Raw genomic sequence first — 15454 nt, forward strand, 5'->3', positions numbered from 1 at the left:
GGAAATCTGAATGCGCGTGAAGCGGGTGCGCCAGCCCTAGGCATGCAGCGATTATCGTCGCATCGATGCGATTGCCGCTAGTGCGTCGCGCATGCTGGATTGCGTCAGTTGCCGGATCGTCAATTGCTGCACCTGCAGCGTGATATTGGTGAGGTTGAGCACCTGTTGCGCGTCGCCCGTGATGCGCGCGGTCTGCATCAGGCTGCCGCTTTGCGCGTTCTGGGTGGCGCTCCCCGCCGCCGACTGGATCGCCACCGATATCCCGCCGCCAGGGTTGACCGTGGCGCTGGCCGTCATGCCGTTGGCCTGCGCCTGCTGCGGCAGGGTACCGTTGCCAGCCGCAGGCGACTGCGCGACGATGGGCGTGGTCTGCGTGGTGATGGTGCTGACGTTGCTGACCGAATTGCCATCGCCCGCGATCTGCGTCACCTGCCCGACCCCCGCCGCCTGCACCGCGGAGCTGGCCACGCCGCCATTGCCTTGCACCGTGCCGCCCGCCAGGCTTTGCACGCGTGCCGACAGGCTCGCGCTGGCCTGCGCCACGGCCGCGCCCGCCGCCAGGTTGGCCGCCGCCACGCGCGCAGTTGCCGTGGCGACCGCGTTGTCGTTCTGCCAGCGCGACACCATCTCCACCATGAAGCCGCTGACCAGGCTGGCCCCGAGGTATTTGCCGCGCACGCCCGCCAGTTCCTCGTCGGACACCAGCTCGGCCATCACCGGCGCGCCGACGATGTCGCCGACGTCGTCGGCGGCCGAAGCCGCGCGCGTCGGCGCCGCGGCCATCGCCATGCCGGCGGAGCAAGTCAGGCAGAAGAGGCGCAGCGCGGTGTCCATGTCAGAAGTAATCCATCCGGATCAGGCCGAAATCCAGCGCCGCCGGCACCATCCCCCCGGCCAGGGYGGCGTTGGTCCGGTCGCGCAGGGCCGGCGCGGCGAAGTCCAGCAGCGGCGAGTTCGGATCGAACGGCCGGCCGACGATGGCGAACACCAGCCCGTTCCAGTTGGCCGCGAAATCTTCTTCCTTGATGATGCGGTTGCCAAGCGCCGGATCGGCAACGAACACGCGTCCGTCGATCGCCCTGCGTACCACCACGAAGTGCAGGTAGCCGTTGACGTCGAGCAAGGTGATGACCGGGATCTTGAGTTGCCGCAGCGCGCTGTAGTCCACGCGGAAGCCCCGTCCGCGCAGCCCCAGCGTCTCCACGTAGTTGCGCATGTCGAGCATGGAGAAACCGTTTTTGACGACGGTATCGGCATCCGAGATGCGCAGCATGTCTTCCACGATCTTCGGCTCGGCCAGGTCGAGGCCGTAACCGTAGCGCAACAGCGTGCCTACCGCCGCCGCGCCGCAACTGAAGTCGAGCTGCTGGCGCATCATGTTCTGATAGCGCATTTCCAGCATGCTCTTGACCGGCTTCCTGAGCATCGGCTGGCCATCGAGGTTGATGGTCATCGTGCTCTGCCCGCTGGCGCCGAACGCCGCCGACAGCAACAGGCATGCCCCGGCCACGCGAAATAACGCGCGCATCTTGCTACCTCCCTCGGGCTGGATGAGCCGGTCCCCCCCGTGCCCGGCTCTCCCTCCACTGCTTTTTACTGCGTACCGCGGTGCCTTGCGGCGTACTGCTCCACTCAGCGCGTCGCCGTGGAGATGGCGAGCCCGTTGCTCTGCGCGTTGCCCGCGCCGGCAGCGATATTGACGCCGATATTGCCCACTGCGTTGGCCAGGGCGCCGCCGGCGAGGTTGGCGGCATTGTTCGGCTTGCAGCCGCACATCGACAGATCGTTGCCGTAGGTGGCCTGGTCGTTCGACGCGGTCGCCTTGGCCAGCACGCCGACCGGTTGCCCGCCCCGGCCGGTGTAGCCGCTGCCGGTATTGACCGAGGCCGCCAGCGCGTTGCTCTGCAGGTTGCCGGCGCCGGCAGCGATATTCACGCCGACATTGCCCTTGGCCCCGGCGAGCATATTGTCCGCCATGGTGGCGCTGTTGGCCGCGCCGACCATATGCACGCCATTGCCGGCGGTCTTCTGGCTGGAGAACACCTGCGCGGAGGCGAACACATCCGATGCATCGATGCTCGCCAGCGCAGCCTGGTTGGACTGGCCGTTACCCGCGCCGGCGGCAATGTTCACGCCGATATTGCCCTGCGCGTTGAAGAGCGCGTTGCCGCCGCCGAACGCGGTGTTGCTGGACGAGCCCATGCGCACGTTGTTGTCACGGGCGCTTTGCTGGCTGTTGACCACCGCGCCCGACTCGGACTTGAACTTGATATCCCCCCAGGCAAAGCCGAAGCCGCGCACATAGATGTCGTTGCTGATGGCAGTCTGGTTGAAGATGTCGGCGTCGTCGGGGCGATCGAAATAGCTGAATCCACCTGCAAATGCGCTGGTAGACAGCGCCATCATCGCTGCGATGGCGAGGATTTTCGTTTTCATGATTTTCTCCTTCCCTTTTTAGAAAAAAGTGCCCGCCGGGGGACGGAGCACAAATACGTTGGATGAGACATTCCCCGATCCGGCCGTCTGGTTCAGCTGCACCAGGCCCGTCGCGTTGCGGTAGGCATCCGGCTGGATGACTGCCTCGCGGGGTCCTGAGGCGTGGCCCGCTGAACCCGGGCGACTCCCTCCGGCCGATTCGGCGGCCAGCAAGCCGTCCGAGATGGCCTCGATCCTTACCGCGGCGGACGGTGCCAGTACCGCCGCATTGCCCTGCAGATTGCCGTTGCCGCTGGCCACGTTTGCCGAGAGCAGCCCGCTGCCGCTGGCGAAGGCGCCGTTGCCGATGCGGCTGACGGCACCGGCCGCGGGTGCAACCGCGGCGGCGCGCTGCACCGACAGCACTTCCGCGGCACCGGTGCCGATCGCGGCCTGGTTGGTCTGCGCATTGCCGATGCCGGCGGCCACGTTGACGGCGGCGCGCCCGCTCGCACCGGCAAGCGCGCCCGGATCGATGCCGGCGCTGTCCACGCCCGGGACCTGCGCATGGCCCTGCGCGCAACCCAGCGCCAGCGCGGCGCAGACGATGACCGGAGCCCGTGTCATGGATGGGCTCCTGCAGCAAGCGGCGCCAGTCCGCGCAACAAGGCGCCGCTCATGTTTCCGGTAGCCTGCGCCACTTGTCCCGCGATACCGCCCGTGGCGCCTGCCGTGCCGCTGCCCGTGGCCAGGCCCTGCAACTGGCCTGGCTGGCCGGCGAGCAGGCCGGCCACGGCCTGGCCGGCGCCAGGCACGGCGCGGCCGGCGGTGCTGCGACCCACCGCGGCAGCGAGATCGCTGTCGGTCAGGTCGCTCACCACGGCGGCGGCGGATTGTTCGAAGCGTTTGGACGGAAACGGCTCGACAGCGGCAGCTATCGGCATGTCCCCCGACGGTATGCCGCGATAGGCAATGCGCGGCTCGACGCTGCGCAGTACGACGATATCGCCTGGTTCTGCAAGCGCGCAGATGGGAGCAAAGGCGGCGACAAAAGCTGCAAGACCGATGGCGCAGGTCGCGCCAGCCGATAAGAGCGCCTTCGTGCCGTCATTCGTGCAGGCGGCTGACGCATGGCAGAACTCACTCCCGCGTTGTAGGACTCGTCGCGTCATTTTTTTATGTCTCCCTGCCGGTGAGAGAGCGACAAGCGTGCCAATCCCCGCAAAACCAGCACTGGCGCCGGCTCTCGGGTGGTATACGGCCACGCGCGGAAGTTCCCCGCGGAGGCGGGAACATTTTGGTTGCAGCGCTGAAACGCGCGTTTGCGGCCGTGGCTGGCGGGCGCTGCCCGCCAGCGGCTGCACGGCTTTGCTGCATCAGGCGCCGGGCCTGCCATGGCGTGGCCCGGAAGGCCGCCCGGCTTTGGTTGCAGCGTTGTAACAGGCCATTCCATGGCCAACTGGTCTGACCGCGGCCGCAACGTTCACGCAGAAACGGGTACGCCGCGCGCTTGCAGTGGGGCGCAGGAAGTGGCGCAGGACGTGGCGCGGACGCACGAAGGCGGGCGCAATCGCTGGTGTATCAAGGCGCCGCGCAATGCGCCGGAGCGCGGGCCGTGCGGCCCGCCTAGCGTGCCGGCAAGGTGCCGGCCTGGGCGGCCGCTTCGCTGGAGATCGGCTTCGGGCCTGGCTGGCTGCGCTCGCAGCCCGTGGCGGCGAGCAGGCCGAACGCCAGCAGGACAGCGATGCCAAGCCAGCGCGTGGTGATCCGGTTCATGGTGCCTCCTTGTGACAGGGAAACAGCCTCGGTGCTGGAGGAAGACTGGGCGGACGGCGGCCTGCGCGACGGCGAGCCGCCCGCCTTCCAGTCTAGCCTCTGGCCGCCCGCCCGCGGCTTGGGCAAAGCGCGCAGGCGGCTGTATCATGGACTTTCGGACGCATAACAAGAACGGGAGAGCCTCACTGGAGTCTCATCATGTTGCGCTATGCCGCGCTCTTCTTCGTGATCGCCGTGGTCGCCGCGCTGTTCGGCTTTGGCGGCGTCTCCGCCGGAGCGGCCCAGGTCGCCAAGCTCTTGTTCATCGTCTTCCTCGTGCTGTTCATGGTCTCGCTCATCTGGGGCCTGCGCAAGGAGCGCTAGCCGTGCTCGTGCAGCTTTCGCCGCCAAACCTCCGGACCCCAGCGTGAATCCCGCCGACACCCCTCGCCGCCCCCTGGACCCGAAGACCCCCAGGCCCCGCCCGGGCCACTGGTTGCCGGACCGCCACACCGCCGCGCGTACCGCCAGCGTGGTGCTGGCCGCGATCCGCTCGTGGCTGGCCCATCGCGCCGCCAGCAAAGGCGCGGCGCTCTCGTTCTATATGCTGTTCTCGATGGCACCGATCCTGGTGCTGGTGATTTCCATCGCCGGCATCTTCTTTGGCGCGGAAGCCGCGCGTGGCGAGATCTTCGCCCAGATCGACGACCTCGTCGGCGCGCAGGGCGCGGCCGCCATCCAGCAGATCCTGGCGGCCACGCACCGGGCCGGTGGCAGCGGCCTGGCCACTGCCATCGCCACCGGCATCCTGTTCGTCGGCGCCACCAGCGCCTTCGCCGAGCTCAAGGGCAGCCTGGACGAGATCTGGGCCGCGCCGGTGCCGCAAGGCGCGGGCTGGCAGCAATTGCTGCGCGCGCGGCTGTTGTCGTTCAGCCTGGTGCTGGTGCTTGCCTTCATGCTGCTGGTATCGCTGATCGTCAACGCCGCGCTGGCCGTGGTGGAACGCTTCTGGGGGCAGATGTGGACACAGTCGTGGTTCGCGCCGGTGGCCGACGTGCTCTCCACCGCGTTTTCCTTCGCCGTGGTCACCCTGCTGTTCGCGGTCATCTTCAAGATGCTGCCCAATGCGCGCATCGCCTGGCGCGACGTGATCATGGGCGCGATCATCACTGCGCTGCTGTTCTCGATGGGAAAGCGGCTGATCGGCCTCTATCTCGGCAACAGCGCGGTGGCGACCTCCTACGGTGCTGCCGGTTCGGTGGTGGCGCTGATGTTATGGGTGTACTACTCGGCGCAAATTTTCTTCTTCGGGGCCGAGCTTACGCGCCAGTACGCCCTGCAGTTCGGCAGCTTGCGGGGGCAAAACGCCGCCTCGCCACCCGATCAGCACGCCGCTGGCCCCGCGAACCGGTAAAATACCGCCCGATTCCCTTCGTGCATGCCCGCAGTGCCCGGCGCCCGACCGCAAGCTGATGGTCCCGCCGGCCCCTGGCGCCGGTCCGCTGCGCCCCGGGCCCCTTCCATCTTCTGTTTGCCGAATCCACTGCCGTGAGCTCGCTCGTATCCGAAATTGCGCGTCGTCGCACCTTTGCCATCATTTCGCACCCTGACGCGGGTAAGACGACCCTGACCGAAAAACTGCTGTGGTTCGGCGGCGCCATCCAGGTCGCCGGCGAAGTGCGCGCGCGCAAGGCGGATCGCCACGCCACTTCCGACTGGATGGAGCTGGAAAAGCAGCGCGGCATCTCGGTGACCTCCTCGGTGATGCAGTTCCCGTACCGCGAGAACATCGTCAACCTGCTCGACACCCCGGGCCACGAAGACTTCTCCGAAGACACCTACCGCACGCTGACCGCGGTGGACTCCGCGGTGATGGTGATCGATTCCGTCAACGGCGTGGAAGCGCAGACCATCAAGCTGCTCAACGTCTGCCGCCTGCGCGACACGCCGATCATCACCTTCATCAACAAGCTCGACCGCGAAGGCCGCTCGCCCATCGAGTTGCTCGACGAGATCGAGGACGTGCTGAAGATGCAGTGCGCGCCGATGACATGGCCGATCGGCATGGGCAAGTCCTTCCGCGGCGTGTACCACCTGATCGATGACCGCGTGCAGCTGTTCGACCCGCACGGCGAGAAGGGTACCTCCGCCATGGTCGACGGGCTGGACAACCCCGAGCTGGACCGCGTGCTGGGCAGCCAGGCGGAAGAGCTGCGCATCGAGATCGAACTCGTGCGCGGTGCTTCGCACGCCTTCGACAAGGACGCCTTCCTCTGCGGCAAGCAGACCCCGGTCTACTTCGGCTCGGCCATCAATAATTTCGGCGTGCAGTCCCTGCTCGACGCGCTGTGCGAACTCGCGCCGCCGCCGCAGGCGCGCAACACCGAGACGCGCGTGGTGGAGCCGGACGAAACCAAGTTCACCGGCTTCGTGTTCAAGATCCAGGCCAATATGGACCCGCGCCACCGCGACCGCATCGCCTTCGTGCGCGTGTGCTCGGGACGCTTCGAGCGCGGCATGAAACTGCTGCACGTGTCCACCGGCAAGACCGTGGCCATCAACAACGCCATCACCTTCATGGCGCAGGACCGCAACACCACCGAGGAAGCCTACTCCGGCGACATCATCGGCGTGCCCAACCACGGCACCATCCGCCTGGGTGACGTGTTCACCGAAGGCGAGGCGCTCAAGTTCACGGGCATCCCGTCGTTTGCACCGGAATTCTTCCGCCGCGCGCGCCTGAACAACCCGCTCAAGGTCAAGCAGCTGCAGAAGGGCCTGCAGCAGCTGGCCGAGGAAGGCGCCACGCAGATGTTCCGTCCCATTGCTTCCAACGACCTGGTGCTGGGTGCCGTGGGTATTCTGCAGTTCGACGTGGTGGCGCACCGCCTGGAGCACGAATACGGCGTGGACGCGATCTTCGAATCGCATGAATGCGCCACGGCGCGCTGGCTCAAGGGCGATCCGGCCGAGATCGAGAAGCTGATCGAGAAGGCCGGCCACAACGTCGCGCTGGATGGCGCCGGCGATCACGTCTATCTCGCGCCGAGCATGGTGAACCTGCGCCTGACGCAGGAGCGCTTTCCCAAGGTCGAGTTCAAGGAAACGCGCGAGATCGTCTGAGCCCCGCGGGCTTCGCAGCGTCACGCTGCGCCCCGCCGCCAGGCCTGCATCCGCATACACGCCCGCCAGCGCGAACGGCACCAGCCGCGTGAGCGTGCTGACGCCGATCGGTGCCTGCGCGCGGGACTGGAAGCGAAAACGGCGCCCCGGGGCGCCGTTTTCTTGCTGCGGGATGCCGGCTTAGTAAGCCAGCGAAGCCTGGATGTAGAACGTGCGCGGCATGCCCACGTACTTGCCCGCGTTGTTGTCGGTCGAGCGGGTGAAGTAGCGGCGGTCGAACAGGTTCTTCACGCCCACGGCGATCTTCAGGTTCTGCGCCGCCTTGCCGAAGTCATAGCCCAGGCGCATGTTCACCAGCGCGTAGCCCGGGATATCGCCCAGCGCGCCATTGGCGCTCTCGGCGGTCTGGTAAGTGGCCGACGTGCTCGGGTCGCCCGGCGAACGCTGCTTGGACTGCGCGAAGGTGTCCACGTTGAGCATCCAGCGGTTGCGCAGGTATCGCATGCCCAGCGTCGCCACGTGGCGCGAGTAGAACGGCAGGTCGCGGCCGGCGAAATTGCCCTGGTTGTAGGTCGCGTCGGTGAACGTGTAGGTGGCGTACGCCGACAGGCCGATCAGGGTCTTCGACAGCGTGCCGAAGTCGTAGCGCAGTGACGATTCGACGCCGCGGTGCGTGGTCGCGCCGAGGTTGGTCCACGCGTCCGGCGCGCCGCCGGTGCCGCCGCGCAGCTGCAGTTCGTCGTCGAAGTCGATGTTGAACAGCGTCAGCTCGCCGCCCCAGCCGTTGGCGTTGAAGTGCGTGCCGACCTCATAGGTCTTGGCCTTCTCCGGCGTCAGGCCGTTGGTGGTCGAGGCGATCTGGAAGTACTGCAGCGGGCCGAACGACACGCCCGCGTTGGCGAACAGCGTCCAGTTGTCGCTCACGTGGTACATCACGGCCAGCGAGGGCAGCGGCTCGTTGGACGAGACATCGGTGCGCACGTTGGTGAAGCGGTCGGTCAGGTTCGAGCGAATGAACTCGTAGCGCAGGCCCGGCGTGATGGTCCAGTTGCCGATGTTGATGGTGTCGTCGATGTAGACCGCATTGGCGGTGGTGCCGCCGGTGCGCCACTGGTAGACCGGCGAGGCCAGGTCCGGCGCGTTCACCGAGCCCGGCGTGTAGAAGCTCGTGCGGCTTGCCTGTTCGTCGCTGGCCTCGCGCAGGTAGCGGTAGCCCACGCTGACTTCGTTGCTGACGTCGCCGGTGCGGAACAGCTGCGAGTAGCGCGGCTCGATCGCGAACGTGTGGTAGTTGCGCGGCGCGGCGGTCAGGCGGCGCTGGCTGGCCTGGGCGCCCGTGCCCTGTTGCTCGATGTTGCTGCCGCGGAAGCTGTCCGTGTAGTACGTCAGCACTTCGAACTTGCGGTCCTTGTCGTTGTGCGCGTACTTGAACGAGAAATCGTTGCGGCGGCCGCTGAAGTTGTCGAAGGGGCGCACCGACTGGAACGGGTTGGCCGCGTACTGCGCCGACGTCAGGCCGCCGGGCATGCCGGCGTTGCCCTCGTAGTAGTAGAAGGCGGCGCTCAGCTCGTCGGCCGGCGTGATGCGGTAGGAACCCTTGAGGATCAGGTCGTCGATGCTGACGTGGTCGTTGCTCTCGCGGAAGCCGTTGCCATGCACGCCGGAGTACAGCAGCGCGCCGCCCAGGCCGTTTTCAGCGGTGCCGCCGATGAATGCGCTCGGGGTGGTCTTGACGCTGCCGCCATGGGAGTAGATGTCGGTTTCGACCGAGGCATCCGCGGCGAACGTCTTCGGGATCGCGCGCGTCACGAAGTTGATGATGCCGCCCACGTTCTGCGGGCCATAGCGCACGGAGCCTGCGCCGCGCACCACGTCGACCGCGTCCAGGTTGCCCAGCGCCACCGGCGCCATCGACAGCTGCGGCTGGCCGTAGGGCGCCACCGCCAGCGGGATGCCGTCCATCAGGATGGTCGAGCGCGGCGACAGGCGCGAGGCCAGGCCGCGCACGCCCACGTTCAGCGATATATCGCTGCCGCCGGTGCCGTTGCTCTCCTGCACCTGCACGCCCGGGATCTGGCGCAGCACGTCGCGCACATTGCTGGCGCCGCTTTGGGCGAAGGTCTCGCGCTCGACGATGGTGCGGGCGCCGGGGTGCTCCAGCACCTTGGTCTCGCTGGGATTTTCCAGCCAGTTGCCCACCACGGTGACGGCGCCGAGCGTTTTCTCGCCCTGGGAGGCGGGTGCGCCGGCCGCGTCTGCCGCCGGTGCGGCGGCGGCCTGCGCAGGTGTGGCGTCGGCTGCGCGTGTGGACAAAGAGAGGCAAAGCAGGGCGGCGCCAAGGGCGGCACCCGTGAGTCGGATGGTGGGCTGCAAGGGTGGACTTCCTGGAATGCGCGGGCGGGAACTAGGGTTTGCCCGTACCGTATCGAGGGCTCGAATTATAAATACGAATCATTATCGGAATCACTTCATTTTTCGGCTCTGTGGTGACATTGCATCAAAGTTGATACATGGAAGTTGCCGCCAGCGTCGGCGGGCGCGCCCTCGCTCGGATAGAATCCGATACTTGTGGAATCAAGCATTAGCCCCGATCGGAAGTCCCGATGTGAGCAAAAGGGCAGCGTAAGGCGCTTTTCTTGTGTTTCGCCGAGTGCGGCGCGCCATGTGCCGCGCCAACTGTCCCGTCCTTGCCGCCATCCATGTCGACCCCTGCCTCCGTTCCGGCCGCCGAGCCGGACTCCGTCTTCCGCGATCCTTCGTTCCGGCTGTTCTGGTTTGCCCGCCTGTGCACCACCATCGGCTACCAGATCTTCACGGTGGCGGTGGGCTGGCAGATCTACGACCTCACGCGGGATCCCTTCATGCTCGGCATGGTGGGCCTGGTGCAGTTCCTGCCCTCGGTGATCCTGCTGCTGATGTCCGGCCACGTGGCGGACCGCTTCGACCGGCGCCTGATCGTGCGCACCTGCCAGACGCTCGAAGCGCTGATCGCCGCCTCGATGGCGCTGGCCAGCCTCAAGGGCTGGATCGCGCGCGAGCATATCTTCGTGTTCGTCGCCCTGATAGGCGCCACGCGCGCCTTCGAGACCCCCACGCTGCAGGCGCTGCTGCCCAGCGTGGTCACGCCGCGCCTGCTGCCGCGCGCGGTGGCGATGTCCAGTTCGGCGGTGCAGACCGCCATCATCATTGGCCCGGCGCTGGGCGGATTCGCCTACGTGGCCGGCCCCGGCGTGGTCTATGCCATCAGCGCCACGCTGTTCGCGGTGGCGGCCTGCCTGGTAAGCGCGATCAAGCTGCGCCAGATCGCGCAGCGCGTCACCACGCCGGTCAGCCTTTCCACGCTGTTCGCGGGCATCGCCTATATCCGTGGCCGGCCGGTACTGCTGGGGGCGATCTCGCTGGACCTGTTCGCCGTGCTGCTGGGCGGCGCCACCGCGCTGCTGCCCATCTACGCGCGCGACATACTGCACACCGGCCCGTGGGGCCTCGGCCTGCTGCGTTCGTCGCCCGCCATCGGCGCGCTGGCCACGGCGCTGTGGCTGGCGCACCACCCGATGAACCGCCGCGTGGGCCGCATCATGTTCGGCGCGGTGGCCGTGTTCGGCGTGGCCACCATGGTGTTCGGCATCTCGCGCTGGCTGCCGCTGTCGATGGCGGCGCTGGTCATGCTCGGCGCCTCCGACATGATCAGCGTGGTGGTGCGCTCCACCCTGGTCCAGCTCGACACGCCCGACGACATGCGAGGGCGCGTGGGCGCGGTCAACTCGGTCTTCATCGGCGCGTCAAACCAGCTCGGGGAATTCGAGTCCGGCGTTACTGCGGCATTGCTGGGGCCGGTGGGCGCGGTGCTGCTGGGCGGCATCGGCACGCTGGTGGTGGTGGCGGTGTGGATGCGCCTGTTCCCGTCGCTGGCCGAACGCGACCGCCTGCACGATCATCCCGTCACGGCCTGAGCGCCGCCATGGTTGTCCCGGCACGGCGCTCCTGCCCTGCCGGCATTCCCTTGCGGACGCCAAAGCGCGAAAGCGTACCCGTTTCTGCGTGCCCTGCGCGCCGCGCCCCGCGGCCGCAACGCCGAAGCCAAAACACCCCGATCGGCACATCGGCAAATTTCTTCGATTCGCCGCCAGGCCTTGCCACGCAAGGGCTGGTGCCGCTTCGGCGCCTGCGCTTTGCCGCCACGCTGGCGGCGCTGCTGGCTGCGCGCTGCCATGCGCAGCCGTGCGCCGCCGCACCGTGGCCGATGTGCCGGTGGGCATGCTGCCTTCGGGCGGCGTGGACTCGAGCCGGATCACCGGCCTGCACGCAGAAACGGGTACGCCCGGCCTGCGCACCCATGCAATCGGCTTCGAATCGGTGGGCGGCGAAGCCGGTGACGCGTCCCAATACCCGGACCTCGTGGCCAGTCATTTCGGCACCCACCGCGAGAAGATGCCGATCCCCGCGCCGGGCACGATGTGCGTACCGCGCTGCTTTGCTTCGGCGCAGGTGCATCGCATGGCGACGAGCGCACCCGTCTGCCCGTGCCCGTGCCTCTCGCGGAGCTGCCCACCGTCTATATTCAGAGCGGCCCCACCTTGCCGGAAGACCGCCAGCGCCACACAGGCTCGGCGGCCGGCTTCTCGCACCAGCCCGATCCGGGCCAGTCCGCGCGCAGCGCCGCTGCCCGATGCGGGCGAACGGATGCATCGCCATCGCGAAGATCGCTCGTCCTGAGCCGTCGCGCTCAGTTCTTTCCTTTTTTTCAGTCATTCCCGCGTTTACGTTTACTCTCCGGAGCCGATTGCCATGAACCTCAACTTCATCGAGCCCCACAAGCTGGAAGCGGCCTGGGCCTACCTTGCGCAGCTGATCGTGCAGCAGGGCCTGAACTGCATTGCCGCCGTGCTGATCCTGGTGCTGGGCTGGTGGTTTTCCGGGCGCGCCCGTTCTGCCGTGCTGCGCGCATTCGACCGGCCGCGCGTGGACGCCACGCTGCGTCCCATGCTGGCCAGCGTCACGCAATGGGTCGTGCGCGTGATCACCGTGGTGCTGGTGCTGTCGCAATTCGGCGTGCAGACCGCCAGCATCATCGCCATGCTCGGCGCGGCCGGCCTGGCCATCGGCCTGGCGCTGCAGGGCACGCTGCAGAACATCGCGGCCGGCATCATGCTGGTGTTGCTGCGGCCGTTCCGCGTGGGCCAGTACATCGACGCGCAGGGCGTGGCCGGCACGGTGCGCGAGACCGGCTTGTTCATGACCGAGCTGACCACGTCCGACGGGGTTTGCCTGCGCGTGCCCAACGGCAAGATCTGGGGCAGCGCCATCACCAACTACAGCGAGAACCCCACGCGCCGGCTGGATATCGAAGTCACCGTCACCTTCGGCGCCGACATCCAGGCCGCGCTCGACGCGCTGCGCGCCATGCTTGCCACGGAAAAGCGCCTGCTGCCCGATCCTGCCGCCGAAGTCATGGTGGTCAACTACGCCGCGCAGGGCGTCACGCTCAACGTGCGCTGCTGGACCCGCGCCGACAACTACTGGAGCGTGCGCTTCGGTTTCTACCAGCGCATCAAGCCGGTGCTCGAAGCCGCCGGCTGCCCGATCGCCGTGCCGGTGCAGGAAGTGCGCGTGCCCGACGATGCGCAACGCTCCGGGCCTGTCGCCCCCGGCGCTGCGCAGCGCCTGAGCTGACGCGCATCTTCACGCGACCCGCAGCGCCGCAGCACTCAGCCCTCGTCGGCCAGCAAAGAGCAAGCGCCTTCCTCGGCCGTGCTCACGTGCCTGCGGAAGCCGCTGAACAGGTCGCGGCCCACACCGTGCCGGTTGGCGGAGAGATCCGGCGGCGTGATGTCGCGCGCGTCCCATTGCGCCTGCGGCACCATCACCGTCAGCACGCCGGCATGCGCGTCCACGCGCATCGGGTCGCCGTCGCGCACGCGCGCGATGCCGCCGCCGTTCAGCGCCTCGGGGCAGACATGGATGGCGGCCGGCACCTTGCCCGATGCGCCCGACATGCGCCCGTCCGTCACCAGCGCCACGTGAAAGCCGCGATCCTGCAGCACGGTCAGCGTGGGTGTGAGCTTGTGCAGCTCGGGCATGCCGCAGGCGGCCGGCCCCTGCCATGGCAGCACCGCGACGAAGTCGCGCTCCAGCTCGCCGCGCTTGAACGCCGCGATCAGTGCATCCTGCGTGTGAAAGACCAGCGCCGGCGCCAGCACGACATGGTGCTCGGGCTTGACGGCGGAGATCTTGAGCACGGCGCGGCCGATATTGCCGTCGAGCAGCTTGATGCCGCCCTCCGGCGCGAAGGGCTGCGCGGCGGGACGCACGATGGCGTCGTCCAGCGGTGCGGCCGGCCCGTCGATCCACGTCAGTTTGCCGTCGCGCAATACCGGTTCGCGCGTGTAGTCGGCCAGGCCCTTGCCCACCACGGTGGTCACGTCGTCATGCAGCAGGCCGAGTTCCAGCAGGCCGCGGATCACCACGGGCAGGCCGCCCGCCGCCTGGAACTGGTTCACGTCCGCGCTGCCGTTCGGATACACGCGCGCCAGCAGCGGCACCACTTCCGACAGTTCGGCGAAATCGTCCCAGCCCAGCACGATGCCCGCGATACGTGCCATCGCGATGAGGTGCAGCGTGTGGTTGGTGGAGCCGCCGGTGGCCAGCAGCCCCACGATGCCGTTGACGAAGGCGTGCTCGTCGAGCACGTCCGCCACCGGCGTATAGCGTTCGCCACCATGCACCAGGCGCAGGGCCTGGCGCGCGGATTCGCGCGTGAGCGCTTCGCGCAGCGGCGTGTTGGGATTGACGAAGGCGGTGCCGGGCAGATGCAGGCCCATCATCTCCATCAGCATCTGGTTGGAGTTGGCGGTGCCGTAGAAGGTGCAGGTGCCGGGGCCGTGGTAAGACTTGCTCTCCGCTTCGAGCAGTTCCGCGCGGCCGATCTTGCCCTCGGCGTACTGCTGGCGGATGCGCGCCTTTTCCTCGTTGCCGATGCCGGTGGTCATGGGCCCGCCCGGCACGAAGATGGCAGGCAGGTGACCGAAGGACAGCGCACCCATCACCAGTCCCGGCACGATCTTGTCGCACACGCCCAGGTACAGCGCGCCGTCGAACATCTGGTGCGACAGCGCCACCGCCGTGGACATCGCGATCACGTCGCGCGAGAACAGCGACAGGTCCATGCCGTCCTGGCCCTGCGTCACGCCATCGCACATGGCAGGCGTCCCGCCGGCGAACTGCGCGGTGCCGCCCGCCTCCAGCGCGGCTTCCTTGAGCCACTGCGGATATTCCGCCAGTGGCTGGTGCGCGGACAGCATGTCGTTGTAGGACGAGACGATGGCGAGATTCGGCCGCTCCTGCGCCTTCAGGCGGATCTTGGCCTGCTCCGGCATGGCAGCCATGCCGTGCGCCAGGTTGGTACAGGACAGGTTCGCGCGTTCCACTTTCTGTCCCGCCATGGCGTGCGTGCGCGCCAGGTAGGCTTGCCGGGTGCCGGCGCTGCGCTCGACGATGCGGGCGGTGACCCGTTCCAGGACTGGATGGCTTGGCATGGGGATCTCCTGCGTGGGGTATCGTTGTCAGCCTGCGTTTTTCAGCGTAGTGCACTTTGTCGGGGGATGCACGCATGCATCGCGTCCTGCACGTGGCGCCGACAAGTGCTAGACTGCGCTCCATTCTCCGGAGTTCAGACGACATGAAGCAAGCAGCCCGACGCACCGCCGCATATGCCGCATTCGCAGCGTTTGCAGCGTTTGCCGTGGCACCTTACGGTGATCGCGTGCTGCTGGCCTTTCACGTCTAGTCTTCCGAGCGTCGCGCCCGGAAGGCACAGAAGCCATTCCGGGAAACGACGAAGCAAGAACATCGCCAACCCCGGACGGCCCCGCAGGTCTTCCGGGGTTTTGTTTTTGCAGTTCACCACCATCTGATGCGCCATGCGTACCTACGACAAGCTGATCGCCACGATTCACTCCGGCCAAGGGAACGGGAGCTTGCGCTCGTCCCTTGGCTTGGTAGCGGCGCCGGTTGTCGCAGCCGTCGATGTCATTGCGTGCCGCATGCGGCATGCCGGCGCCGTTCCGCAAGCGATTCCATAGCCCCCTGGCTGCCATGCGCAGTCCCGGGGCATCGCACGGACCGCCTGCCCGGGGACACCAGAAGCACCCTGGCAGGCACG

Annotated in this window: 14 protein-coding genes; 6 read left to right on the forward strand and 8 right to left on the reverse strand. The window is 67.5% G+C overall.

Annotated features, from left to right (window positions below; all coding sequences use genetic code 11):
* Window positions 1–51: 51 nt before the first annotated feature.
* The 6 genes from AB4Z48_RS00170 to AB4Z48_RS00195 form a co-directional block, all read right to left on the reverse strand.
* On the reverse strand, window positions 52–834 hold the full coding sequence (locus AB4Z48_RS00170) for a hypothetical protein (protein WP_441611797.1): 783 nt from the start codon (window positions 832–834) through the stop codon (window positions 52–54).
* A 1-nt stretch (window position 835) separates the two neighbouring features.
* The gene (locus AB4Z48_RS00175) at window positions 836–1528 is read right to left on the reverse strand and encodes a C39 family peptidase (RefSeq protein WP_441611798.1); all 693 of its coding nucleotides are present in this window, start codon (window positions 1526–1528) and stop codon (window positions 836–838) included.
* A gap of 104 nt (window positions 1529–1632) precedes the next feature.
* Window positions 1633–2436 (reverse strand): hypothetical protein, encoded by an 804-nt coding sequence (locus AB4Z48_RS00180; protein ID WP_441611799.1) that lies wholly within the window; start codon window positions 2434–2436, stop codon window positions 1633–1635.
* An 18-nt stretch (window positions 2437–2454) separates the two neighbouring features.
* Entirely contained in the window at window positions 2455–3042 is a 588-nt protein-coding gene (locus AB4Z48_RS00185; protein WP_441611800.1) for a hypothetical protein, read from the reverse strand.
* Entirely contained in the window at window positions 3039–3359 is a 321-nt protein-coding gene (locus AB4Z48_RS00190; protein ID WP_441611801.1) for a hypothetical protein, read from the reverse strand. Before AB4Z48_RS00190 ends, AB4Z48_RS00185 begins: the two co-directional genes overlap by 4 nt.
* 682 nt (window positions 3360–4041) lie before the next feature.
* Window positions 4042–4191: a hypothetical protein gene (locus AB4Z48_RS00195; protein WP_441611802.1), complete on the reverse strand. Its 150-nt coding sequence runs from the start codon at window positions 4189–4191 to the stop codon at window positions 4042–4044.
* A gap of 198 nt (window positions 4192–4389) precedes the next feature.
* Here AB4Z48_RS00195 and AB4Z48_RS00200 point away from each other — a divergent pair, with 198 nt between their 5' ends.
* The 3 genes from AB4Z48_RS00200 to AB4Z48_RS00210 all read left to right on the forward strand — a co-directional run bounded on the left by AB4Z48_RS00200 (window position 4390) and on the right by AB4Z48_RS00210 (window position 7293).
* Window positions 4390–4554 carry a DUF1328 domain-containing protein gene (locus AB4Z48_RS00200; protein ID WP_441611803.1) on the forward strand — a complete coding sequence of 55 codons (165 nt, stop codon included), beginning with the start codon at window positions 4390–4392 and terminating at the stop codon, window positions 4552–4554.
* A gap of 43 nt (window positions 4555–4597) precedes the next feature.
* Window positions 4598–5584, forward strand: a complete 987-nt coding sequence (locus AB4Z48_RS00205) for a YihY/virulence factor BrkB family protein (protein ID WP_441611804.1) — start codon at window positions 4598–4600, stop codon at window positions 5582–5584.
* A gap of 134 nt (window positions 5585–5718) precedes the next feature.
* Window positions 5719–7293, forward strand: a complete 1575-nt coding sequence (locus tag AB4Z48_RS00210; RefSeq protein ID WP_441611805.1) for a peptide chain release factor 3 — start codon at window positions 5719–5721, stop codon at window positions 7291–7293.
* A 180-nt stretch (window positions 7294–7473) separates the two neighbouring features.
* Here the strand turns inward: AB4Z48_RS00210 and AB4Z48_RS00215 are convergent, their stop codons facing one another.
* Window positions 7474–9666: a TonB-dependent receptor family protein gene (locus AB4Z48_RS00215; protein WP_441611806.1), complete on the reverse strand. Its 2193-nt coding sequence runs from the start codon at window positions 9664–9666 to the stop codon at window positions 7474–7476.
* Between the two features lie 326 nt (window positions 9667–9992).
* Between AB4Z48_RS00215 and AB4Z48_RS00220 the strand changes: the two genes are divergently transcribed.
* The 3 genes from AB4Z48_RS00220 to AB4Z48_RS00230 all read left to right on the forward strand — a co-directional run bounded on the left by AB4Z48_RS00220 (window position 9993) and on the right by AB4Z48_RS00230 (window position 12966).
* A complete protein-coding gene (locus tag AB4Z48_RS00220; protein WP_441611807.1) occupies window positions 9993–11246 on the forward strand; it encodes an MFS transporter in 1254 nt (417 codons plus the stop codon).
* Window positions 11247–11514: 268 nt separating this feature from the next.
* The gene (locus AB4Z48_RS00225; protein ID WP_441611808.1) at window positions 11515–12009 is read left to right on the forward strand and encodes an asparagine synthase-related protein; all 495 of its coding nucleotides are present in this window, start codon (window positions 11515–11517) and stop codon (window positions 12007–12009) included.
* A 72-nt stretch (window positions 12010–12081) separates the two neighbouring features.
* Window positions 12082–12966 (forward strand): mechanosensitive ion channel family protein, encoded by an 885-nt coding sequence (locus AB4Z48_RS00230; RefSeq protein ID WP_441611809.1) that lies wholly within the window; start codon window positions 12082–12084, stop codon window positions 12964–12966.
* 35 nt (window positions 12967–13001) lie between these two features.
* On the opposite strand, the gene edd is transcribed toward AB4Z48_RS00230, so the two are convergent.
* The gene (gene edd / locus AB4Z48_RS00235) at window positions 13002–14828 is read right to left on the reverse strand and encodes a phosphogluconate dehydratase (RefSeq protein ID WP_441611810.1); all 1827 of its coding nucleotides are present in this window, start codon (window positions 14826–14828) and stop codon (window positions 13002–13004) included.
* Window positions 14829–15454 lie beyond the last annotated feature (626 nt).

This window comes from Cupriavidus sp. 2TAF22, assembly GCF_052115045.1.
GTDB lineage: Bacteria > Pseudomonadota > Gammaproteobacteria > Burkholderiales > Burkholderiaceae > Cupriavidus.

Excerpts from the sequence above, each read along its gene's own strand:
- AB4Z48_RS00170 (WP_441611797.1), bottom strand. The coding sequence starts at position 834 with ATGGACACCGCGCTGCGCCTCTTCTGCCTGACTTGCTCCGCCGGCATG.
- AB4Z48_RS00180 (WP_441611799.1), bottom strand. The coding sequence starts at position 2,436 with ATGAAAACGAAAATCCTCGCCATCGCAGCGATGATGGCGCTGTCTACC.
- AB4Z48_RS00185 (WP_441611800.1), bottom strand. The coding sequence starts at position 3,042 with ATGACACGGGCTCCGGTCATCGTCTGCGCCGCGCTGGCGCTGGGTTGC.
- AB4Z48_RS00190 (WP_441611801.1), bottom strand. The coding sequence starts at position 3,359 with ATGCCGATAGCTGCCGCTGTCGAGCCGTTTCCGTCCAAACGCTTCGAA.
- AB4Z48_RS00195 (WP_441611802.1), bottom strand. The coding sequence starts at position 4,191 with ATGAACCGGATCACCACGCGCTGGCTTGGCATCGCTGTCCTGCTGGCG.
- AB4Z48_RS00200 (WP_441611803.1), top strand. The coding sequence starts at position 4,390 with ATGTTGCGCTATGCCGCGCTCTTCTTCGTGATCGCCGTGGTCGCCGCG.
- AB4Z48_RS00220 (WP_441611807.1), top strand. The coding sequence starts at position 9,993 with ATGTCGACCCCTGCCTCCGTTCCGGCCGCCGAGCCGGACTCCGTCTTC.
- AB4Z48_RS00230 (WP_441611809.1), top strand. The coding sequence starts at position 12,082 with ATGAACCTCAACTTCATCGAGCCCCACAAGCTGGAAGCGGCCTGGGCC.
- edd (WP_441611810.1), bottom strand. The coding sequence starts at position 14,828 with ATGCCAAGCCATCCAGTCCTGGAACGGGTCACCGCCCGCATCGTCGAG.